The following is a 21,113-nucleotide window of genomic DNA, read 5'->3' on the forward strand; positions in this document are numbered from 1 at the left end:
TGCTGTGCGCTTTGCTCATTCCACCGCCGTCTTGCATGATGGCCTGGGGTTGATGATTGAGACACTCAACCCTCAGCCAGGACGGCAAACCCGCAAACGGGCTCAGATCATCGCTGCACCCTCACCACGGGCGACAGTGCCGCGCGAGCGGCATCATCCTCGTACTAAAAGCGGATACTAGTTTCAGCAACAGTATTTCCTGGGCCAGATCATCATCGAGCTTGACGCGTGGAAAAAACTGAAATGCGCTACCCTCCGCGGAGCAAGGCGCCAGTTGGGGTGCTTGTATTTCAGCTCAACGCATGGCCGGCCAAGCCATAGACCCACGGCTCGTTGTCTTTTCGGTTCAGGAACCGGCGGCCCTTGGACATGGTCGTATCCGTCTCGGAAACCGCGAGTCGGCACTGCTGCAGAAATTCGGCAAAGGCCGCCTTGTCACGCGTGTCGATGCGAGCGAACTGTCCTGCAAGCCGCTTCAAATGCACGGCTGTGAGATGGATTGCGTCATGATCATTGCTTGCCACTATTGGGCCGACGACATGGCCGCGCCCGAACTCGTGACGCATGGAATAGCCGACAATTTCGCCACCTCGTCGCAATATAGAAGTTGAAGCATTTTCCGAAAGCAGTGCGAGCAGCTTGCCGCGATCTATGCCGAAGGCCCGCGCATCGAGAGCGGTGATCTCATCGAGTTCGTCGCTTGATGGTTCGCTCAATTCACCGTTCAGGGGCGGCAGAGTCGGAAGCGTCGGTGCGACGTCCCCCTGGTACTGGTATACGATTGCTTCCTTCTTGAAGCCGAGCGACAGGTACAGCTTATAGGCCGCATCGGTCGAGTTTAGGCTTAAGTTGCGGCCGGCGCAGCGTTCAAACACCTGTTCCATGAGCCATCGGGCGTTTCCCTGCGCTTGCGTGCGGGGCGATGTGATCACCAGGCCGACGGTGGCGAAGTCGTCACCGTGCGGAAACCACATCGCGCTTCCGAACACACGTCCGATACCATCCACGGCGACGATGCCGTGGCCGGCGCGGCGCAGGAAATCCCAATCCTTTGGCCGGTGTGGCCAACCAACCCCGATCGACAGCGCGTGAAGCAAGCTCACGTCGACATCGTTGATATCCCGCGCTGTCAATTCAAAGGATTTCAGGCGCACTGATCTTTGCATTTCAGTTCAATCCGCTCCGTCCATCGGAGGCCAACTCTCGAGCAAACAGCGTCTTTGATTCCGCCGCCGATTGCAACATAGGTACACTATTGCACGCAGTGGCCTGCAGGTTTCACTTGTTCGCGGCAACTATGCGAAATCTTCAGCCGAACCGAAGCTATGTTCGGCAGAGAAAACTCCTGCCTCGGCTTAACCTGACTGTCACGGGTCAACTCTGAAGGCAAGGTCCCCATGAACGTCGAAGAGATCCTCGCAAGGTTGATCGCATTTCCCTCTGTCGTGGGCACTCCAAACAGCGCGATTGTCGATTGGATTTGTTCGTACTGTCTGGCAGCGGGGGCTGAAGTGACGGTCCACCCCGGCCCCGAAGGTGGCCGGTCTAATCTGTTTGCCACCATCGGGCCGCGCGAGGGCAGGGGTTATATTCTGTCTGGCCACATGGATGTCGTGCCGGCCGGCGAACGGGAATGGAGTTCCGATCCTTTCGTCCTGCGCAGAGAGGGGGATAAGCTTTACGGCCGCGGCACGTCCGACATGAAAGGTTTTCTCGCCTGTGCTTTGGCCGCATTGCCGAAGCTTGCAGGCATGAACCTACAGCGGCCGGTCGATCTTGCCTTTTCCTATGACGAAGAGGCGGGCGCCCGCGGTGTGCCACAGTTGACGGGGCACGAGCCGCTTGCGGCAGTGAGCTATGGCACCGAGGCGGGGCTTTATCAGCAGGCCGGCATCGACGCGATCATTTGCGGCCCGGGGAATATCGACCGCGCCCATCGTCCCAATGAATACATTGAGACCGGCGAACTCGCGGGGTGCCAGAAGATGGTCGAGGATCTCGGCAAGCACCTTGCCGCATGATGAAAGAGGGTGAATTACATGGCATTTCTCTTCAATTCCGATGCCGCACGCGGGGCAGTTTTTCGTGAGCTCTTTGCGCGCGAGCTCCCGGATGTGGAATTTTTTCATCACAGCGAAACCGTAGACCCGGACAAGGTGCGTTATCTCCTGACTTGGACTGTTCCCGCTGACATCTCGCGCTATTGCAATCTGGAAGTACTGTTTTCCATCGGCGCAGGCGTCGACCAGTTCAACCAGGACGGCGTCCCTGACCATGTAAAAATCGTTCGCATGGTCGAGGATGGCATCATTCGAATGATGCAGGAATATGTTGCCCTCGGCGTTCTGACCCTGCACCGGGAGTTGCCTGCCTATCGGGAGCTGCAGAAACGCCATATGTGGCAGGCTCTTGCCGCTCCGCAGGCGACCGAACGACGAGTGGGCTTCCTGGGTCTCGGTATGTTGGCCCAGGCGGCAATCGAACGCTTGAAGCCGTTTCAGTTTCCGCTATCGGGATGGAGCCGCGGCAGAAAGAAGCTGGACGGCGTCACCTGCTTCCATGGAGCAGATGAGCTTGCCCGCTTTCTGATGCAGACGGATATTCTCGTCTGTCTGCTGCCGCTGACCGACGAGACTCGCGGCATTCTCAATGCCGAGCTCTTCTCGCTGCTGCCGGTGGGCGCACGGCTGCTGCATGTTGGCCGAGGCCCGCAGCTTGACCAGACCGCCCTTATCGAGGCGCTCGACAACGATCATCTGGCCGCAGCAATGCTCGACGTGACGGATCCCGAGCCGCTACCCAAAAACCATCCACTCTGGTCCCATCCGAAGGTGGTGCTAACGCCGCATATCGCCTCCGTGACGCAACCGCATACGGCAGCACAAGCGGTCATAGAAAACATCCGACGACACCGCGCCGGAGAAAATCTGGTCGGCCTCGTCGATCGGACACGCGGCTACTGAACTGCACGCCGCGGAGTTTACCCGCAAACAGAAGATCCTGTGGTTTGCGCCACTAAACGCAGGTAGTTGTTGCGAAACAAGAACGTTTGTGCCGCTGCTAATCCGCAGAAGCGGGCGTACACTCTGGCTATCCGAACCGGGCTTAGATTAGCATGAAGGGTATGCAGCGATGAAATTCGCCTCCTACTGGCATGAAACCTCCGTTCCATTCGCCGGGGGCGTGGTCGGGCCTGTCTCAGGTGACTTCGAGGTCGCGGTGATCGGTGCCGGCTTCACCGGCCTCAGTGCCGCGCGCAAGCTCGCGAAGTCCGGGGTAAAAGTCGCTTTGCTCGAAGCCGAGCATGTCGGCTATGGCGCGTCTGGCCGTAATGGCGGGCACCTCAACAGCGGGCATTTCGCGAGCTTCAGTGCCGCCAAGCGCCATTTCGGGGAAATCCAGGCGCGCCGATTGTGGCGTGCCTACGATGACTCGATCGACATGATCGAAGCGCTCATCGAGGAGGAAAAGATCGACTGCAACTTCCGCAGAGGCGGAAAACTCAAGCTCGCATCCAAGCCTTCTCACGTCGGAAAGCTGCAGGCGATCTTTGAAGAGATTCGCCGCGAGGTCGATCCGTCGGCTGAATGGCTCACTCGTGAGGATCTTCGCAACGAGGTCCGTTCGGGTGCGTTCCACGGGGCGATCCTGTCTCCGAAATCCGCCATGATGCACATGGGCCGCTACGCCAATGGTGTGGCCAATGCCGCCCATCGCTATGGCGCGGCAATCTGGGAGCAGAACCCTGTCATTGGCCGGGAGCGCGCAGCAAATGGTTGGAGGCTCATAACGCCGACCGGTTCGCTTACCGCTCGCCAGGTTATTCTGGCGACTGACGCCTATACATCTGGCGCGTTCGGCTATTTCTCCCGAAGGATGATGCCGATCGCTTCCTTCATCATCGCCACGCGCCCTCTCACCGAACAGGAGATTGCCGCGACTGTTCCGGGAAACCGCAACTTTACAAACTCGCTGAACATCGCGAACTATTTTCGCCTGACGCCGGATAACCGTATGCTGTTCGGCGGCCGGGCGAGATTTTCGGCCGAGTCGAACCAGAAGACCGACGTCAGCTCCGGTCAGCTCTTGCGCAAGCAAATGGTCGGCATATTTCCGCAGCTTGAGAGCGTCGAGATTGACTATTGCTGGGGCGGCCTCGTTGGATGCACCCAAGATCGTTATCCCCGGGCTGGCAGCGCCGACGGTGTGATTTACAGCATGGGCTATTCGGGACACGGAGCTCAGCTGTCGACTTTCATGGGTAACGCCCTGGCCGATATGGCGATGGGGCGAAAGGATGCCAATCCGCTTGAGGGAATGGCTTGGCGCGCCGTGCCGATGCACACCGGCAAGCCTTGGTTCCTGCCAATTGTGGGTGCCTATTACCGGATGAAGGACATGCTTCCCTGAACCATGTTCGCGCCGCGTCAGAGGGCTCGTGGAGCTGGGTTCCGAGAAGATTTTGGCGCGTTCCCCATTTGGAAAGACAAGGGTCTCGAAAACGAGGTTGTCGTCAAAGCTTTGGGCAGATCTGGAATTCGTCGCGCAGTTCATCAAAGGCGATCTCGTTGACGCTGTGGCCAAGGCGAGCAGGCAGTGGCTATGCGCAGCGCTAGGCGCTGGCGAAGATCGTCGAGAGCGGGCTGATGCCCGCGATCCATGCTGTCGTCCGCTGGCGGCGCTTGGATCTGGTGCAGTGGATCTTTCAGGAATTCCGCATCTCGATAGATGAGACGACGGTCAGGCGGGAGTTGCCGCCAAAGGTTTGCGTTCGACGCGGTCTGGAGTCTCAGAAAAAATGTGGCTACCGTCGGGGCCAGTTCGACGGCAGCCAGTTTACCCTGGGAGGAGGGAGAGGGGGCATGCGCGTGGATGGCTTTGATACACTTGGCCTCGGGTCTCCATCCAACGAGTGATATCTTACGCAGCTGCAGGAGCGGTGGGCTGCGGCGTTTCGGGGGGTCGCCAGCATGTTGTTCGGTCTGTTGGCCGCTCTGAAGCTAATTTAGCTGAGGCTTGCCTTGTCCGGCTGGCAGCACGTACGGGTTCGATCTCCGCCCGACGTTGGAGCGGGCGCAAAATGAGCCCGTCAAGGAGGTTCAAAGGCCTGAGCGCCGCTAGCAGGGAACTGCGCCAGAAACGGATTGGCGCACGTAACGGCTTTCCACAACGCGTTGCAGCCTTTCCGGATCACGTGCAGGATTAGCCGCTTAGGGTGGTCGTTGCCAAGCTGATCGCCGAATGGCGTGCTTCGAGCTGCATTCCGGACCGGCAGGTTCTTGCTTGGTGATAAGAAGCGCGGGCGCTCAACTGCGAACGGGGCGCTGAACCGACCGAAGCTGTAACTGATTACGCCGCTACATTGTATATCTCGGCAAGGTCGCTTAGGTCCCAGTTGCCGCCAGACAAGACCGCACAGACTTTTTCGTCGGGCTTGACGTCTATGCTGCCCGCCAACAAGGCTCCAATACCAATCGAGGCGGCTGGTTCAGCGATCAATTTCGCATCCCTGGCAAGAGCACGCATGCCGGCGATGATGTGCTCGTCTTCAACAAGAACAATCTCGTCCACATATCTTTCGATAATCGGGTACGGGTTTTGACCCGGAACACTTAACCTCAAGCCATCCGCAATGGTGTTCTTCAAGGGAAGCGATGTGCGCTCCTTGTTTATCCGGCTATGGAAATACTTCGGCGTCAAGGCAGGCTCGGCCCCGATGACGCGCACCGATGGTTTCGTTTCCTTGATGGCGGTCGCAATTCCCGAGATCAGGCCTCCGCCGCCCACGGGGACAATGACCGTGTCCACATCGTGCAGGTCCTCGAGTATTTCACACCCGATCGTTCCCTGACCGGCCATCACGATGGGGTCCTCAAAAGCGTGAACAGCCGTGTATTTGTTTTCTTCAGCGATTTCATACACCCTTTTCCATCGGGCGGCGGTGTCCCCATCGAAAAGAATGACTTCTGCCCCGAGGGCTTTTGTATTTTCCAGCTTGATTTTGGGCGTGGTGACCGGAAGCACCAATATCGCTTTTACGCCCAGCATCCTGGCGGCATAAGCAAGCCCTTGGGCATGGTTGCCCGATGACGTCGCGATAATGCCGTTTGCGATCTCTTCTCTCGAGAGCGAGAGAGCCTTGTTCAGGGCGCCGCGGATTTTGAATGCGCCAGTAATCTGCAGGGTTTCGGGTTTGAGATACAGCTGACAACCAGCGGCCTTCTCGATTTTCTCCGCACGCAATAGCGGCGTGTGCCTGACGTGCGGTTTCAGCCGTTCCTGGGCTTCACGGATATCCTGAATGGTGGGGTAGTTGCGCATGGTCATTCCTCAAAAAACTGAAAGAAGGTGCCGACGTTATTGGCTATGGCGTTCTGATAGATTTTGCTGGCTGTCGTATTGTCTTGTATGGCCATCCCCGTGGAATCGAAAATCGTGATTTCGTCATCACTTTCTCGTCCAGGCTTCTGTCCCAACAATACCTCGCCGATTTCGCCGTGGATGTCGTTTCTGGTGATGATGTTTCTATCCAATGGGTGCCAGGTCTCGCCCTTTTCTGTGCATTGCGAGATCGAGTCGACGACGAGCTTTGCGTTCCTGAATATCTCCGGATCCAGTTCTTGTTTGCCGCGTTGATCCGTGCCGATGGCAACGATGTGTGTGCCGGGCTTCACCCAATCCGCTTCCACAAGCGACCCTTTCCCGCGGGTCGTCGTGATCAGGATGTCGGCCTGCTCAACGGCTTCTTTCTTGGAGTTGGCCATGATTACAGGAATGCCAAATTCGCGCTCAATATCGGTCTTGTATCTTGAAAGCGTATCCGGGTGATTGTCCCATGCATGGATCTCTTCGATCTTCATGATCTCATTGATCGCCCGGATTTGCATTCTTGCCTGGTTTCCTGTCCCGATCGATGTAATTTTCCTGGCTTCTTTCCTCGCCAGTGCCCTTACGGAAACGGCTCCGGACGCACCGGTTCTGAGACCAAGGATCAAGCTTCCATCCATGACGCAAATCAACGCACCGCTTCTCGCATCAAACAGGAAAATGGTCGCCATGCCATTCGGCACCCCGTGTGCTGTCGGGTTGTCGACGAACCCTCCGGAAGAGGCTTTCATGGAGATCACTTCATTGGCTTTGTAGTACCCAAGCTTGAAGTCGATTTCCCCGCGAGGCGACGGGAGATCTATCCCGATGTAGTCGGGTTGTTCGACCTGATCGCTGTTAAAGCCCTTGTATGCCTCTTCCACCGCGCCGATGACTTCCGTCATGCCGATTAGCCGTCTTACTTCATCCTTCTTAAGCAGCAGCGTTTTCATGCATGACCTCTCTATTTTCTGGCATCGGCACAGCACGCCCAGCACCGTAATCACGATAGTCGGAGAGCGGGGAGATTAGTGGCCGGATTCGCCTCGACCGGAAGCAGATTGTTCTGCGTCGCATAGAAGCTTTGGCAGAGAGTTGCAGCCGGCGCCTTTCCAAGTGCAGGCATCGGCGTATAGATTCCGTCATGGTCGGCACAAGATGCGGCACAGGCGGTAAAGCTTAGCGCGGACGCGTGGCGCATGTCCGTACGTCGGGAGGAACTGCTGTCTTATGCGGGTTACCTTGAACCTTGAAGACACAGGCCGGAACCGCATCATGATCAACCAAGCGATCATTCTCGAGAAGATGACACCAAAGCATCTGGACAGGGCATTGGAATTGTCCCGCCAGGTGCAATGGCCGCATCGGCGCGAGGATTGGGAACTGGTCCAGTCAATCAGCCAGGGAATCGTCGCACTCGAAGAGGATCGCCTCGTCGCGACCATCATGATGACGCCCTATGGCGACGACGCCGCCACCATCAACATGGTCATCGTCGATGCCGCGATGCGCGGCCGCGGCCTCGGCCGGAAGATGTTGGAAGAGGCGCTTGCCAAAGCGGGTGAGCGCACCTGCTATCTGGTGGCGACGCAGGAAGGTCTTCCACTCTACGAGAAAGTGGGTTTTGCTGTGACCGGAGAGACCGTGCAGCACCAGGGCGAGCCGTTGCGGGTCGAGGCACCGGCCCATGTAAAATGGAGCGAGAGCGGCGATCATGCCAGCCTGGTGGCGCTGGATCGCGCGACAAGCGGTCATGACCGTACGGCATTAATGGCGATTCTGCGCGAGCGGGCGAAGTTCGCTGTCATTCGCGATGCCGGCGAGATCCAGGCCTTCGCGGCGATCCGGCCTTTCGGCCGTGGGCTGGTCATCGGACCGGTGGTAGCGAGAAACGCTTCCGAAGCCAGGGCCCTGATCGATTTCCTGCTCGCCCATCACCAGGGCGGGTTCGTCCGTATCGACACGGATGTCTCCACGGATCTTGCAGGATGGCTCACCGCGCGCGGGCTCAACCACGCCGGCTGTGGGATCAAGATGCGACGTCGCGGGGCCGCGTGGGGGCAAAGCAAGCCCACCCATCACCGCAACTACGCGCTGGTCAGTCAGGCACTCGGTTGATCTTGGCGGAAAAAAGGGACTCGCTTGTCGAGTTCGACGGTGCCACCGCTCCATCCGTTCGCCGGCCATTGAAAGCCGTAATGAGACCGGGCTGTCGCAACCGATATAAGGCCGCCGGAACGGTTCCGCGGGTCTGTGGTGTGTCAATGTCGGATATGGGCAGGACGGCATCTCACCCCAACGTCGGGAGCCGCCACTAGAGCGCTTGATACATAACGAAGGCGTCAACATAGCCATGTGTCGGGTGCCTGAACGCGCCGGGCAACGTGCCCACGACTTCAAAACCCATTCTCTGCCATAGCGAAGTGGCGCGCTGGTTGGTGCTCACCACGAAGTTGAACTGCATTGCCCGATACCCGCGGGCGCGGGCGGTTACCAATGAGTGTTCGCACATGGCGCGTGCGACGCCCCTACCTGTCGCATCAGGCGCCGTGACGTATCCGCAGTTGCAAACATGCCGACCACCGCCAGCCTGATTGGGACGCACGTAGTAGGTACCGAGGATGGCGTCCGCTTGCTCGGCAACGAAGACTTCCTTGTCTGCGCCCAACCAGTAGGCGAGAGCCTCAGCGCGGCTCAGATTGCGATCGAGCGCATATGTTTCTCCCGCTCGGATCACGCGCTCGATGACTGACCAGACTGCGGGCGCGTCAGCGGATGAGGCGGGGCGAATATGCATAGCGGCATGATTACCTTTTGCGGCAGGTGCTGAGAAGCGGGTCATGTTGTTTTTGTCCTTATGGCGGCTCCGCCCTCAGGCCTCGACGGTTGCCTCCGCGCGAAATCGAAAGAGCCAACCTGGCCTTTGGTCGAGAAGTTTCTGCTGACGAGTCGAAGAATCCGGCCGGTTCAGCGGCCGAGGCGCGGCCTACGATTGCTCACAACGGAAACGGATCCCTGTCAAAAAAGGGCGAAGCGCATGGCCACTATCCGCCCGAAATTGATGACCTTGGCCTCGGCACGCTGATCAACTTTCAGATGGTGGAGGCGGCACGCGATCTTTACGGCAAGCGAACGAGGGAGCAGAAGATGCTGCAATTCCCCGCTTAGGGCGCTTTGAAATGGAGGTGCATCTATTCTATAGCCCGCCGGTTCTTCGGTTGTCGTCTCTCATCAATCTACCAGCACGAGATGCCGCCTGCTCATCAATGCGCGGCCGCCACACTGCCCGCATCAAGGTCTGCTACGAGGCTTGGAAAAGGCTTTCCAGCGGCAAATGCGCTTTGACCAGGGGCGATTTCAGCACGACGAAGCTGAAGTACCTGTCAATGCCGATTTCCGAATCGAGGAGCCGTTCCATCAACGTCTGATACTCTTCAATTCCGGCGGTGACGAATTTTACGAGATAATCGTAGCCTCCGGAAACCAGATGGCACTCGATGACTTGATCAACCTTCTCGATCGCCGTAAGAAATCTCGCGAAGTCCAGTTGACGGTGGTTCTTCAGCGTGATCTCGGTGAACACCGTCAACGTCTGGCCCAGTTTTCCGATATTGATATGGGCAGAATAACCCTCGATATAGCCCTCCGCCTGTAGCTTTTTCACGCGCAACAAACAGGGACTTGGCGAGAGATTGACAATTTCCGAAAGCTCGACATTCGTCATTCGGCCATTCTTCTGCAATGCGTTAAGTATCTTGACGTCGATGCGATCAAGTTTCATTGGCTAGCTCCCGCTGATGAGGATGGCTGACGCCGCGACTCCGCCGAGAAGCAGTCTCTGGCGGAGCCGGAGAGGAGCTTCCAAGTGGTGCTTGCTCCGCGTCGAACCGGCGGCACCGGCATCGTCAGCGCCGCCTGGCATGTTATGCTCCCGAGCTTTCAGATTCCGGGGAGCGCTGGTCAACGTTGATCGAGCAACTTGATCTGGAGATCTTCCCAGTGCTCCTGGAACGCCTCCCGCGCCGTATCGTAGTGGCGGCTTCTCAAGCTGTTGATGAGCCGCTCGTGTTCCTCCGCCATTTCTTCGGCAGTGGCGTAGAAATCCTGCCGCTGTGCGAGGAGAAGCTCGATCTCGCCCTCGAGGTCTGAATAGGTTCGCTTCAGTCGAGCGCTGCCGCTAGCCGCGATGATCGCGCGGTGGAAGTCACGGTCCGCGGCAACCAGCAGGGATCTGTCGGAGGAGAGAGTCGACGCGTGCATAACCTCAACCGCCTCCAGCGCCTGAGATGGGATGACGCCGGTCAGCACGATCAGACGAATGGCCTCGCCCTCGATGGCGCCGCGCACGCGTGTGATATCGACAATATCGTCGGGTCCGAATTCGGGCACCACAAAGCCTCGGTTCGGTATCTGACGCAGCAGGCCCTGGGTGACGAGCACCTGGGCTGCTGTACGGAATGTGTGCCGCGAGGTCGAATGCTCCTCGCACATCTTCACGTCGCGAAGGAACTCGCCCGGTCGGAAATCTCCCGACAAGATGCGCCGCCGCAAAGCGTGGGTCAGGATTTCCACAGCGCTAGCGGGCAAGGGCTCGACATTCATCTCAAGATCTTCGGCTTGAGTCTTGGCGTGCAGCGGCGGCATGGCTTTGGCTTTGCTCGTTGTTTTGTTTGCATACCTACGCCACATGCGGCGGCGTAGGGCAAGGGAGACGATATTGCGCCTCCCGGCTGCATGGTGGGTCCTAGATCTGCACGGACCGAAGCGCCTCGTCGACGCCCTCGAGCAGACGCGCCGCATTGGCCGATGTGAAGATGAGCGGGGGCCTAATCTTCAGGATATGCGCGTCCGCTCCGGTCGCGGAAATGAGGATGCGCCGGTCGCGCAAGGCATTAACGGCTGCAAGTGCGCGGTCCATGTCCGGCGTTTTCCGGTCTCTATCCTTGACGAGTTCGACGGCGAAATAGAGGCCGGCCCCGCGAACTTCGCCGACGAATTCATATTTCTTCTGTAGGTCCCGGAGGCCGTCGAGGATTTCGCCGCCGACCTTGGCGGCGTTGTCCATCAGGCCCTCTTCGAGGATCGTGTCGAGCACGGCCCTTGCAGCGGCGATAGCGACGGAGTTGCCGCCAAAGGTGTTGAAGTAGCGCATGCTGGATCCGAATTCGGCAATGAGTTCGGGCCGCAGGACTACGCCAGCAACGGGATAGCCGTTGCCCATGGGCTTGCCCATGGTGACGATGTCCGGATCGACCTTGTGGCGGGAGTGACCCCAAAGATGGGTGCCGGTCCGCCCGAATCCGGACTGCACCTCGTCGGCGATGAACAGGCCGCCCGCCTTGCGCACCACTTCCGCCACCGGCGCCAATACGTCCGTCGGATCGACGTAGAGACCATCGGAGGAGAAGACGGAGTCGGCGATGAAGGCCGCTAGGCCGCCGCCATGCCGTTCCATGTCGGCGATCTGCCGCGCGACATCCTCCGCCATCCGCCGGCCGATTTCCTCGACGGGCAGGCGATAGGAATCTGGCGCGGCGATCGTGCGAAGATACGGGTCCAGGGCCGACTTCTTGCCGAGTGACGGCGATATTGCCGCCACCGCGCCGCTGTTGCCGTGATAGGCTTCGGCCGTAACAATGACGCCGGTCTTGCGTGTGTGGTAGCGCGCGATACGCAAGGCGAGATCGTTGGCTTCCGAGCCGGTGCACGTGAACATCGCGCATCCGGTCCGCCCGAGTTCGCCACCGAACGTATTGATCAGGGCTTCAGCATAGTCCAGCAGGGGCTCCTGCATGTAACGCGTGTGGGTACAGAGTACCTCGAGCTGCTTCTGGATCGCCTCGACGACACGCGGATGAGAGTGCCCCAGGGATACCACGTTGTTGTAAGCGTCGAGATATTCGTTGCCGTGCTTGTCATAGAGGAAGACGCCCTTGGCACGGGAGATCTCAACCGGCGACTTGTAGAAGAGCCGATAAGCGGGCCCGAGCAGCCTTTGCCGCCTGGCGATATGCGCCAGATCTTCACTTGTGAGATGAGACGTGTCCTGAGGATTGAAGCCATTTGGCATGTCGCCACGGAAGCCCTTGGGCAGGGTAGTCGCTTGCTTGGACATTACGGTTCCTATCGTGTCAGAAGATCGGAAATCTGTGCGGTCGAAATCGAGTGGAACCACTCGAGGTGGGCCCAGCCGGCTTCGGTATTGCGCAGGATATAGCGGCTATTCTCGGGGAAGATTTCGGCGCGCCAGCACGTCAGCAGCGCACGGACCGCAAGACGGCCCATCGACAGGAAGGGGATGAGCCGGAGTTCCTCGTCCGTCAGTTCGGCGTGGCGGAGATAGCCGCGCAGAACGTCGCGGGGTTCGTCGAACAGGTCACGCCGGTTCCCATGGTCGAACGTTTTTGGCATTTGATTCATCAACGCCGTGGAGACATCGACGGCGACAGCGGTACGGACCGCATCGCCGAAGTCGATGACGCCGGTCAGGAACTGCGGGCTGGCATGATCGACGACTAGGTTCGATGTATTGAAGTCGTTGTGGAGCACTTGCCGCCGGCACAGGTCGAGGCTCGGCTTGACTTCGGCAAACCGCTCAAGCGCGCGGACGGTCCAGGCACGCTTGCCGCCCCCGGGGATGAAGCTCAACAGATCGGTGAGATCGAGCAGATGGGTGACGTCCCATGCCAGCGCCCGGCCGTCTGCGGGATGCGAGAAATCGGCCATGGCATGACGCAGCTTTGCCAGGATTTCGCCGATCCGTTCGCGCTGTGGGGCTGTGGCAGATGTCCGGTCGAGCGGAGTACCTTGGAGGAAGGTGATGAGCCGCACCACGCGCCGCTCGCCGGCACTGGTCGTGATGATGGGCAAATCCCCGTCGTCGACGTCGCGAAGTGCACGGGGGACGGGTAGATCTGGCGCCCGCTGCTCGAGATGACGCATCAGCGCGACCTGGAAATCGAGCTCCTCCATCCGCTCGGAAGGATGAGCGATCTTCAGCACAAACTTCCCCCCGGTCGCGCAATTGAGGAGGAACGTGTCGTCTTTCTCAGTTGCAAAGCGCGTGGCCGAGCCACGCGCGCCATATAGTCGTTCGGCGATTTCTTCGGCTTCCGCTGCGCCCACGGGATGGCACGCCTCGGAAAGCTCAGGGACGCGGGCTGGCCCGCACTGATGCTTGTGACCCATCTTCAACTCATTCAGTTTCTGCCTCGAGAATGGGCAGCTCGATGGTCTCAGTATCTCACGTTCTAATTTTTGTACAACAATTTTTTCGATTGGGACCTTTTGCGGTTGGAGGCATCGGTCTTTTTGCTGCCGGATGAACGATTGACGACCGGGCAGAATGCTCCGATGAGCTCTTGTAATCGCTGGAAAAAAGGGAAAACGGGAGGCTTCAGCCGAGAAATTTGTGTTGATGAATAGCGACGTACTCCAGCTGTGGGAAAGTAGCGGGACGACGACCATTCAAAAAATTGTTGGACAATTGCTTGCCATCGCCGCAAAGTTATGCCAGGGTGCTCCCACTGGCCGGAATGCAGTAATCAAGGTGGAGTGCTCCGCCTGGGTGGATTGGCCTGATATAAAAAGGCACAGGAAACGAAACTGATCAGATGCGGACATCTCAAAGATGTCTGCTTCGCTGCCGCATTGCGGTCTATCCGCACCGCGATCTCATGCCCACTACGATGATCTTGTATCGGCACACTGTGCCGTGGAAACTTGGAAGGAATACACGCCATGACCCAATTTCGACCGAAGTACGTCACCTTCGACTGCTACGGCACGCTCACAAATTTCGATATGGCCGGCGCTGCGCGGCGCGTCTACGGCGAGCGTCTCTCCCCAGAAGCGATGGCCGGCTTTGTCGAGGCTTTTAGAGGCTATCGCCTTGACGAGGTGCTAGGGCCATGGAAACCTTTCCTCGAAGTGGTGCACAATTCCGTCGAGCGCAGCTGCAAACGCATCGGTATCCCGTTCAGACCCGAAGACGCGCAACGCATCTATGACGAAGTGCCAACCTGGGGTCCGCACCCGGACGTCCCGGCTGGCCTGTCCAGGGTGGCCGAGGAAATTCCGCTGGTCATCCTGTCGAACTCCATGAACAGCCTGATCATGTCGAACGTGGAAAAGCTGGGCGCGCCCATCCATATGGTCATCACGGCAGAAGAAGTCGGGGCATACAAACCTCTGATGAAGGGCTTCGAATACATGCTCGACAAGCTCGGCTGCGGGCCCGAAGACATTACTCATGTGTCCTCATCCTTCCGCTACGACCTGATGACCGCCTATGACCTGGGCATCAAGAGCAAGGTCTGGGTCAACCGCGGCCATGAGCCGGCCAATCCCTATTACGAATACACCGAGATCAAGGATATCGGCGGGTTAGCCGCCGCTGTTGGCCTGGAGCCAGCCCTCAAGCGCGCCTGAAAAACTAGCGCTCAGGCGCTGTTGCTACGATGAGACCGGGGCGGTTCATTCGCCCCTTCTCCTATAAGGGGAGCAAGCAGGGCCTTTCGGGGAGCACGAGTGACCTGCTCGCGTTAGAGGACGATGTGTTCGAACGTGACGCAACGACACGTTGAACCGCGCTGGCACACCGGCGTTTCATCGACGCCGGCGTGTTCGCGTGGCTCGTCCGCAAGGTGACCGGGATTCATCGGGAGCGGCCCCTAGATGTTTGTGGACGCGATCTCGTTGACGTCAGCAACCGAGCGTCATCTCACCACCCTGGTTCGAAAATTTTCTTACCGACTGGCAACGGTCACCTGTCGTGCCGCCGACGGCGGCGTCGCTGTCCACCTCGTTCAAGGCAAAGCTCAGTGCGAGCTCCGTCGACGATCCGTCGCGCGTCGTGCCGCCCAGACCGACGATCAGTGGGGCATCCGCATTTTTGCCGGTTGGAAGCGGGCAAAATCTTCCGAGGCCGTCATCGGCTCCTTGCGCACCCCGATGCTGCCGGGCTCGAACACGTCGCCCGCAGCGGCGAAGGCTTCGTCTACAAGCGCCGCGTCGTTCAACAGCGGCACGAATTCCCTCGTATAGCTGACCTCGGCGGTGACATTGTAGGCGAGCGCCGTGCCGTTGGCGATCACGCGCATCTGCTTTTCGATCTCGGCACTCACTTCGGAGCGGAAGCTTCGGGCGTCGCCTAGGATTCTGGCGAGACCCGGCAGCGCGTTTCGAGTCCCGTCGGTGATAAGCTCGGTCACGGAAACGACGCCGATGTCGGTCGGACTGAGGCGACGCGAGACGATCGTCTGCAGGTTTGTCACAAGCGCACAGGCCGCGACGAGCACTTCGTTGCCCCAATGGGGCCGCGCAGCGTGACCGTCGACGCCTCGCAATAGGATCCCGAAATTATCCTCGGCGGACATGATCGCACCGGCACGGGTCTCAAAGTGCCCGACCGGAAGGCCGGGCAGGTTGTGGATGCCGTAGATCTCGTCGAAGGGGAAAGCGGTGCATGATGCCGTCTTCGATCATCGCCAGCGCGCCCTTGCCCCATTCCTCGGCAGGCTGGAACACGAAGCGGACCGTGCCGTCGAACCCGCCTTCCTCGGCAAGCATGCGGGCGGCGCCGAGCAGCATCGCCGTATGGCCGTCATGGCCGCAGGCATGCATGAAGCCGGGATGGCGCGACGCATGGGGCAGGTTCGACTGTTCGGAGATGCGCAGGGCGTCCATGTCGGCCCTGAGCGCAATCGACCGGTTGCCATTGCCCCGCTTCAGTGTCCCGACGACGCCCGTGCCGCCGACTCCTCGGCGACATCGTCGAGCCCGAACCTCCGAAGCTTTGCGGCGACGAAAGCCGAGGTCTGCCTTTCCTCGAAGCCGAATTCCGGATGGGCGTGAAGGTGGCGGCGCCACTCCCGCATCTCAGAGACCAGTCGCCCGAGATCCATCGCCTATTCCTCCTCCGTCATTTTGCGAACGACATCGAGCAGGATGTTGGCGCCGGCAATCAGGTCATCATCCGCGGTGAATTCCTTCGGATTATGGCTGATGCCGCCCTTGCTCGGCACGAAGATCATCGCCGTGGGCGCAATCCGCGCGATCATTTGCGCGTCATGGCCGGCGCCCGACGTCATCCGGCGGCAGGGAAGGGCGCGTGCCTCGGCGGCAGCCTCGATGGTCGCGACGATCCTCTCGTCGAACTTCACCGGCTCGAAGCGCGCCAGGCGTTCCACCGATATCGTGACATCCTCTTCGGCTGAAAGCGTTTCGAGGAAGCGGGCAAGGGCTGCTTCTTCCTGCTTCAGCCGCTCCTCGTCCGGGTCGCGCAGGTCGACCGTGAATGTCGCGCACGAGGGGATGACGTTGATGGCGTTGGGCTCGAATTCCATGCAGCCGACGGTCGCCACCGTCGGCGTGTTCGACGCCTTCACACGCTCCCGCAGGAAGGTGACGACGCGGGCGGCCGCGTGGCCGGCGTCGCGCCGCATGGAGATCGGCGTCGTCCCGGCATGATTGGCATCACCCTCGATCGTCACCTTCTGCCAGGAAATGCCCTGCAGGTTTTCGACCGCGCCGAGCGGGATGCCCTCGCGCTCCAGGACCGGGCCCTGCTCGATATGCAGTTCGATATAGGCTTGCGGCTTCAAAAAGCCTGGTCCCTTATCACCCGCATAGCCCGTCCGCCGGAGCTCGTCGCCGAGCTTCGATCCGTCGGTTCCGACCGTGGCAAGTGCCGCATCGGCATCGAGTCCGCCGGCATAGACGAGCGACCCCATCATGTCGGGCGCATAGCGCACGCCTTCCTCATTGGTGAAGGTGGCCAACGACGATGGGGCGTGACGGCATGAAGCCCGCTTCCTTGAGCGTCTCGATCACCTCGAGGCCCGAAAGCACGCCGTAGCATCCGTCATAGATACCTGCATTGATGACCGTGTCGATGTGCGAACCGAGCATCACCGGCGCGGCATCAGCCATGCCGTCCGCAGCCCAGATGCCGAAGATATTGCCGATCCGGTCGACGGCGACGTCAAGGCCGGCCGCTTCAATCCATGAGACGAGCCGGTCGCGGCCCTCCCTGTCCGCATTGGATGCGGCAAGACGCGTCAGCTGGCCACCTTCGTCGCGGCCGATCGCACCGAGTTCGGAAAGCCGGCCGAGCAGCCGGGCGGAATCGATGGAATGTTTGCTCATGCTGCACCTCGCGTCACGACATCCTCAGGCGAGAGCCCGAGGATCTCTTGGTATTTGCCCGGATCGGTCGCACCCTCCGTATTGACCAGGAAGATGCGCGATTCCGGGCCCATGGAAAGCGCCGCCTTCACTTCGCGATCGGCGACCGCCTTGAGAAAACCGGCGAGGCCGACACCGCCGCTCTCGCCGGCTACGACGGCCGGATCGGTCCCGATCGGATTGGCAAGGCGCCGCATCACCGCAACGGCGTCCTCCTCGTCGACGGTCATGAAGGCATCGGCGACGCGCGACAGGATGCGCCAGGCGACGAGCGACGGCTCGTGGCATTCGAGCATTGCCATGACGGTCGGTTCGCCATGCGGCACCGTCACGGGATGGCCGGCCCGTGCCGTTTCGAACAGGCAGGCGGCGCGGGCGGGATCGACGACGGTAAAGACCGGCCGCCGCTCACCGAGCACGATCGCCAGATGGCCGGCGACCGCAGCGGCGATGCCGCCGACGCCGGACTGGATGAAGACATGGGTCGGCGGCGCCGGCATCTGCCTGAGCGCCTCGCGCACAAGCGCGGTATAGCCTTGCATCACCAGTCCTGGAATGCGCTCGTAACCGGGCCAGGAGGTGTCGGAGACGATCGTCCAGTTGCGTTCATTGGCAACACGCGCGGCCCCCTTGACGGAATCGTCGTAGCTTCCCGCGACACGGATCATCTCGGCCCCGAAGCGCGCAATCGCCGCCACGCGTTCGTCGCTTACGCCGGCATGGACAAAGATCGCCGCCCGCGCGCCGACGAGCTCGGCGCCCTGGGCGACCGACCGGCCATGATTGCCGTCGGTGGCGCAGGCAAAGGTCATGCTACCGGCGATCTTGCGGTCTCAGGGGAATTGAGCTCGGCCATATCGACTGGCCTTCCCAACTTTGCTTCGGCTTCTTCGAGGACGAGACGGATGACGGCATAGGCGCCACCGAGCGCCTTGAAGCTGCCGAGCCCCAGCCGCTGTCCTTCGTCCTTCAGATGAATCGCGGCAACGCCGGTTTCGGCCGCGAGAGCCGGCAGGGAGACGAGCGGCGTCTCGGCATGTTGGTCGCGATAGCCGAGGTGGCGTTCCACGCCCGCCGCCGCGTCCGAGCCGAGGATCGTGGCATGCGCCGTTTCGAGCGGCAGCCGATAATCCGCGTTGCTGTTGGGGATGAACATGAAGACCTCGCTTGTTGTTTGCCGGAAACATATTGCGAAGCGCATGAAAAAGGCGCTGAAAATTCGCGCCTCGTTTTGCAAGTTTGTTTCGGGAGTTACCATGCCACCTCCTAACGCGCCGCAGCTCGATGCCTTCGACCGCCAAATCCTCGAGATCCTGCAGCGCGACAACACGACGCCGCAGCGCACGATCGGTGGGGCTGAGCGTTCCGACGTAAAGGTCGCTTTGCACCTCACAAAGTGGGCAAAGCGGCCTCGGTGCAAGCGTGGCGGCCTGTAGGTCTTCCATTGCCCGTCGAGTCAGCTTCGGCGTTCAATGCGGTGCTTGTCAGCCGGCCGTGCTGGGGGTGTCAGAGCCGCCGCTGGCCTGTTTTTGGCACTGAGGGGAGGCGGAAAGTCTGCGCGGGCGCCGGACGGCCGACATGGAATCCCTGGACCTGGTCGATACGGAATTGTCGCATCAATGCCAGTTGTTCCTCGGTCTCCACGCCTTCCACGAGGATCTTATGGCCGCGATTTCGCACGAGTCCGATAATGTCCTCAAGCATCGCCTTGCCCCGCGGGGTGTCGCAGTCGTGCAGGAAGGAGCGGTCGATCTTCACCGTGTCGAAATCGATCAGCCGCAGCCAGGACAGGCCGGCGAAGCCCGTTCCGAAGTCGTCGAGCCATATCCTGACGCCGAGCGTCTTGAGGTCGCTGATGCAGCGCAGGATATCGGAATGCATCTCCATCTCCAGGCCCTCCGTGATTTCGAGAGCCAGTCGGCCGCCGGCAACGCCGGTTTCGCCGAGAATCGCCGCTACGGAGGCCGCGAAGCCCGGTGATTTCAGCTGGATCGGGGAGACGTTCACACTGACGACGGGCACGTGCTCGGCGGCCAGAAGTTCGCGGCACACTCTCCTGATCGCCCAACGCCCGAGATCCAGGATGGCGCCGGTGCGCTCCGCGACCGGAATGAAGAGGCTGGGGGGCACCGCGGTGCCATCCAGCATTTTCAGCCGCATGAGCGCCTCGACCGCATCGACGCGTCCCGATGCGACGTTTCGAATAGGCTGATAGACGAGCGAGACGAGGTCCTGATCGATGGCAATTTTCAGCAGGGCGGCGATGTTCTCGCTCTCGTCGCTGCTGAGCGGATCATTCGGATCGAAGAGCCGGGCGCAGTTGCGGCCGCTCGCCTTTGCGCCATAAAGCGCCCGATCGGCCTCGTGGATCAGCCTCTCGAGCTTTGAGCCCGTCTGATTTCGGCTGAACGCCGCACCGACGCTGACGGTGACGACCGACATTCCGTCGCGCCGCTGCCCGTGCTCCAGAGCCAGTTTTTCCACGCTGCAACGGATCGCTTCGGCAAGCGCGGCCGCCTCGTCGCTGGTCTCCAGACGGGCGAGCACAATGAACTCTTCGCCGCCGTAGCGGCCGATCGAACCGTTGACCGGCTCGATCGAGTCCTTGAGAGCGCTGGCGACGAGAACGAGACAGCGGTCGCCCTCCTGGTGCCCATAGAAGTCGTTGTATTTCTTGAAGAAGTCCACGTCGATGAGGAACGCGGCGAAACTCGTTCCCTTCTTCTGCCAGTCACTCCAATAGTCGCGGAGCTTCTGGTCGACGGCGCGGCGGTTGTCGAGGCCGGTCAGCGAATCTGTATTCGACAGCCGCAGCAGGGCCCTGCCGCGTTCGGAGGCCTCCTTCTGCTGAATGCGCGCTTCGAAGGCGTTGAGAAAGACCTTGTAGCGCTCCCTGTTGAGCTTCCAGTTCACATAGGAGGTGAAGACGAAGCAGGAGATGTTGAAGGTGCCGAAGGCGAGCCGGTAGGAGACCTCCGCCGGAGAGAAGGACAGCACCGCCGCAAAGAAAATCATCAGGATGGTGACGGATGCGAACAGCGAAACGCGGAACTGGAAGCTGAAGAACAGATTGACGCTCATCATGAAGATCGCGCCGAAGACCATGTAATAGGAGATGCTTTCGGTGTCTGCGGTCATCATCGCCGGATAGAGCCATCCGGCATAGGCGACGACGAGCGCTGCGGCAGCCGTGACGTCGATCGCGTTCGCGCTGGCGTTCAGCCGGATCTGCGCCTCGATCAGCATCAGCGCGACGATCGCAATCGTGAATCGCGCCGCAATCGTATAATGCGCCACATCCGGAACCAGCAGGATGTCGGTAATCGAAAACAACAGATAGACCGCGACAGCGGTCCAGAACCCGTGCCGCGTCGCCTGCTTGCGAGCGCCTTCACCCTCGTTTTCATAGAGCGCGCGCAACTCGGTCGAGGCCGGTCGCGGCGGCTCTCTGTGAAGGTCGATTTCAACTATGTCGGCCAGCCTGTGCTTCATGCACCGATCCATTGCGTTTGCGTCTTCTTGTAAGCCCGAAGTCTCTCTTCGACGAGTGGCACGGGGGC

At 60.1% G+C, this 21,113-nt stretch carries 14 protein-coding genes and 5 pseudogenes; 7 read left to right on the forward strand and 12 right to left on the reverse strand.

Annotated elements, in window-relative coordinates:
- Positions 1–290: 290 nt before the first annotated feature.
- Positions 291–1,166: a GNAT family N-acetyltransferase gene (locus tag CO656_RS21920; RefSeq protein WP_097527128.1), complete on the reverse strand. Its 876-nt coding sequence runs from the start codon at positions 1,164–1,166 to the stop codon at positions 291–293.
- Between the two features lie 231 nt (positions 1,167–1,397).
- Between CO656_RS21920 and CO656_RS21925 the strand changes: the two genes are divergently transcribed.
- The 3 genes from CO656_RS21925 (at position 1,398) to CO656_RS21935 (ending at position 4,410) form a co-directional block, all read left to right on the forward strand.
- A complete protein-coding gene (locus CO656_RS21925; protein WP_097527129.1) occupies positions 1,398–2,021 on the forward strand; it encodes a M20/M25/M40 family metallo-hydrolase in 624 nt (207 codons plus the stop codon).
- Between the two features lie 18 nt (positions 2,022–2,039).
- Entirely contained in the window at positions 2,040–2,963 is a 924-nt protein-coding gene (locus tag CO656_RS21930) for a glyoxylate/hydroxypyruvate reductase A (protein WP_097527130.1), read from the forward strand.
- 169 nt (positions 2,964–3,132) lie between these two features.
- The gene (locus CO656_RS21935) at positions 3,133–4,410 is read left to right on the forward strand and encodes an FAD-binding oxidoreductase (protein WP_037425787.1); all 1,278 of its coding nucleotides are present in this window, start codon (positions 3,133–3,135) and stop codon (positions 4,408–4,410) included.
- A 939-nt stretch (positions 4,411–5,349) separates the two neighbouring features.
- Here the strand turns inward: CO656_RS21935 and CO656_RS21945 are convergent.
- Together CO656_RS21945 and CO656_RS21950 are read right to left on the reverse strand one after the other, a co-directional pair.
- Positions 5,350–6,327 (reverse strand): threonine/serine dehydratase, encoded by a 978-nt coding sequence (locus CO656_RS21945; RefSeq protein ID WP_179864820.1) that lies wholly within the window; start codon positions 6,325–6,327, stop codon positions 5,350–5,352.
- Positions 6,324–7,319 carry an ornithine cyclodeaminase family protein gene (locus CO656_RS21950; RefSeq protein ID WP_097527133.1) on the reverse strand — a complete coding sequence of 332 codons (996 nt, stop codon included), beginning with the start codon at positions 7,317–7,319 and terminating at the stop codon, positions 6,324–6,326. The genes CO656_RS21945 and CO656_RS21950 overlap by 4 nt, the downstream gene beginning before the upstream one ends.
- Before the next feature lie 322 nt (positions 7,320–7,641).
- On the opposite strand from CO656_RS21950, the gene CO656_RS21960 reads away from it, so the two are divergent.
- Positions 7,642–8,484 (forward strand): GNAT family N-acetyltransferase, encoded by an 843-nt coding sequence (locus CO656_RS21960; protein WP_234819549.1) that lies wholly within the window; start codon positions 7,642–7,644, stop codon positions 8,482–8,484.
- 196 nt (positions 8,485–8,680) lie between these two features.
- Here CO656_RS21960 and CO656_RS21965 read toward each other — a convergent pair whose 3' ends face one another.
- The gene (locus CO656_RS21965) at positions 8,681–9,163 is read right to left on the reverse strand and encodes a GNAT family N-acetyltransferase (RefSeq protein ID WP_179864824.1); all 483 of its coding nucleotides are present in this window, start codon (positions 9,161–9,163) and stop codon (positions 8,681–8,683) included.
- Between the two features lie 240 nt (positions 9,164–9,403).
- On the opposite strand from CO656_RS21965, the pseudogene CO656_RS21970 reads away from it, so the two are divergent.
- Positions 9,404–9,525, forward strand: a pseudogene (locus CO656_RS21970) (haloacid dehalogenase type II); the annotation flags it as partial.
- Between the two features lie 142 nt (positions 9,526–9,667).
- Here the strand turns inward: CO656_RS21970 and CO656_RS21975 are convergent.
- The 4 genes from CO656_RS21975 to CO656_RS21990 form a co-directional block, all read right to left on the reverse strand.
- Complete coding sequence (locus tag CO656_RS21975; RefSeq protein ID WP_097527137.1) at positions 9,668–10,147, reverse strand: Lrp/AsnC family transcriptional regulator; 480 nt, start codon at positions 10,145–10,147, stop codon at positions 9,668–9,670.
- Positions 10,148–10,326: 179 nt separating this feature from the next.
- A complete protein-coding gene (locus tag CO656_RS21980; protein ID WP_097527138.1) occupies positions 10,327–11,010 on the reverse strand; it encodes a GntR family transcriptional regulator in 684 nt (227 codons plus the stop codon).
- Positions 11,011–11,110: 100 nt separating this feature from the next.
- The gene (locus CO656_RS21985) at positions 11,111–12,481 is read right to left on the reverse strand and encodes an aspartate aminotransferase family protein (protein ID WP_097527139.1); all 1,371 of its coding nucleotides are present in this window, start codon (positions 12,479–12,481) and stop codon (positions 11,111–11,113) included.
- An 8-nt stretch (positions 12,482–12,489) separates the two neighbouring features.
- Positions 12,490–13,491, reverse strand: coding sequence for a phosphotransferase (locus tag CO656_RS21990; protein ID WP_097527140.1), 1,002 nt, complete (start codon positions 13,489–13,491; stop codon positions 12,490–12,492).
- 615 nt (positions 13,492–14,106) lie between these two features.
- On the opposite strand from CO656_RS21990, the gene CO656_RS21995 reads away from it, so the two are divergent.
- Positions 14,107–14,796 (forward strand): haloacid dehalogenase type II, encoded by a 690-nt coding sequence (locus tag CO656_RS21995; protein ID WP_037425763.1) that lies wholly within the window; start codon positions 14,107–14,109, stop codon positions 14,794–14,796.
- 473 nt (positions 14,797–15,269) lie between these two features.
- Here the strand turns inward: CO656_RS21995 and CO656_RS22005 are convergent.
- From CO656_RS22005 to CO656_RS22015, 3 pseudogenes are all read right to left on the reverse strand, one after another.
- Positions 15,270–16,271: pseudogene (locus tag CO656_RS22005) on the reverse strand (amidohydrolase); the annotation flags it as partial.
- Positions 16,272–16,274: 3 nt separating this feature from the next.
- Positions 16,275–17,514 (reverse strand): annotated as a pseudogene (locus tag CO656_RS22010) (Zn-dependent hydrolase).
- Positions 17,511–18,709, reverse strand: a pseudogene (locus CO656_RS22015) (diaminopropionate ammonia-lyase). Before CO656_RS22015 ends, CO656_RS22010 begins: the two co-directional pseudogenes overlap by 4 nt.
- A gap of 100 nt (positions 18,710–18,809) precedes the next feature.
- Here CO656_RS22015 and CO656_RS22020 point away from each other — a divergent pair.
- Positions 18,810–18,911 (forward strand): annotated as a pseudogene (locus tag CO656_RS22020) (Lrp/AsnC family transcriptional regulator); the annotation flags it as partial.
- Positions 18,912–19,059: 148 nt separating this feature from the next.
- On the opposite strand, the gene CO656_RS22025 reads toward CO656_RS22020, so the two are convergent.
- Positions 19,060–21,045 carry a GGDEF and EAL domain-containing protein gene (locus CO656_RS22025; RefSeq protein ID WP_179864821.1) on the reverse strand — a complete coding sequence of 662 codons (1,986 nt, stop codon included), beginning with the start codon at positions 21,043–21,045 and terminating at the stop codon, positions 19,060–19,062.
- Between the last annotated feature and the right edge of the window lie 68 nt (positions 21,046–21,113).

Source organism: Sinorhizobium sp. FG01, from assembly GCF_002531875.1.
Taxonomy (GTDB): Bacteria; Pseudomonadota; Alphaproteobacteria; order Rhizobiales; family Rhizobiaceae; genus Sinorhizobium; species Sinorhizobium fredii_C.

What these genes read in the sequence shown, in the direction of transcription:
- CO656_RS21980 (WP_097527138.1), bottom strand. Translation starts at nt 11,010, where the DNA reads ATGCCGCCGCTGCACGCCAAGACTCAAGCCGAAGATCTTGAGATGAAT.
- CO656_RS21965 (WP_179864824.1), bottom strand. Translation starts at nt 9,163, where the DNA reads ATGCATATTCGCCCCGCCTCATCCGCTGACGCGCCCGCAGTCTGGTCA.
- CO656_RS21975 (WP_097527137.1), bottom strand. Translation starts at nt 10,147, where the DNA reads ATGAAACTTGATCGCATCGACGTCAAGATACTTAACGCATTGCAGAAG.
- CO656_RS21945 (WP_179864820.1), bottom strand. Translation starts at nt 6,327, where the DNA reads ATGACCATGCGCAACTACCCCACCATTCAGGATATCCGTGAAGCCCAG.
- CO656_RS21995 (WP_037425763.1), top strand. Translation starts at nt 14,107, where the DNA reads ATGACCCAATTTCGACCGAAGTACGTCACCTTCGACTGCTACGGCACG.
- CO656_RS22025 (WP_179864821.1), bottom strand. Translation starts at nt 21,045, where the DNA reads ATGAAGCACAGGCTGGCCGACATAGTTGAAATCGACCTTCACAGAGAG.
- CO656_RS21960 (WP_234819549.1), top strand. Translation starts at nt 7,642, where the DNA reads ATGATCAACCAAGCGATCATTCTCGAGAAGATGACACCAAAGCATCTG.
- CO656_RS21925 (WP_097527129.1), top strand. Translation starts at nt 1,398, where the DNA reads ATGAACGTCGAAGAGATCCTCGCAAGGTTGATCGCATTTCCCTCTGTC.
- CO656_RS21950 (WP_097527133.1), bottom strand. Translation starts at nt 7,319, where the DNA reads ATGAAAACGCTGCTGCTTAAGAAGGATGAAGTAAGACGGCTAATCGGC.
- CO656_RS21935 (WP_037425787.1), top strand. Translation starts at nt 3,133, where the DNA reads ATGAAATTCGCCTCCTACTGGCATGAAACCTCCGTTCCATTCGCCGGG.
- CO656_RS21920 (WP_097527128.1), bottom strand. Translation starts at nt 1,166, where the DNA reads ATGCAAAGATCAGTGCGCCTGAAATCCTTTGAATTGACAGCGCGGGAT.
- CO656_RS21930 (WP_097527130.1), top strand. Translation starts at nt 2,040, where the DNA reads ATGGCATTTCTCTTCAATTCCGATGCCGCACGCGGGGCAGTTTTTCGT.
- CO656_RS21985 (WP_097527139.1), bottom strand. Translation starts at nt 12,481, where the DNA reads ATGTCCAAGCAAGCGACTACCCTGCCCAAGGGCTTCCGTGGCGACATG.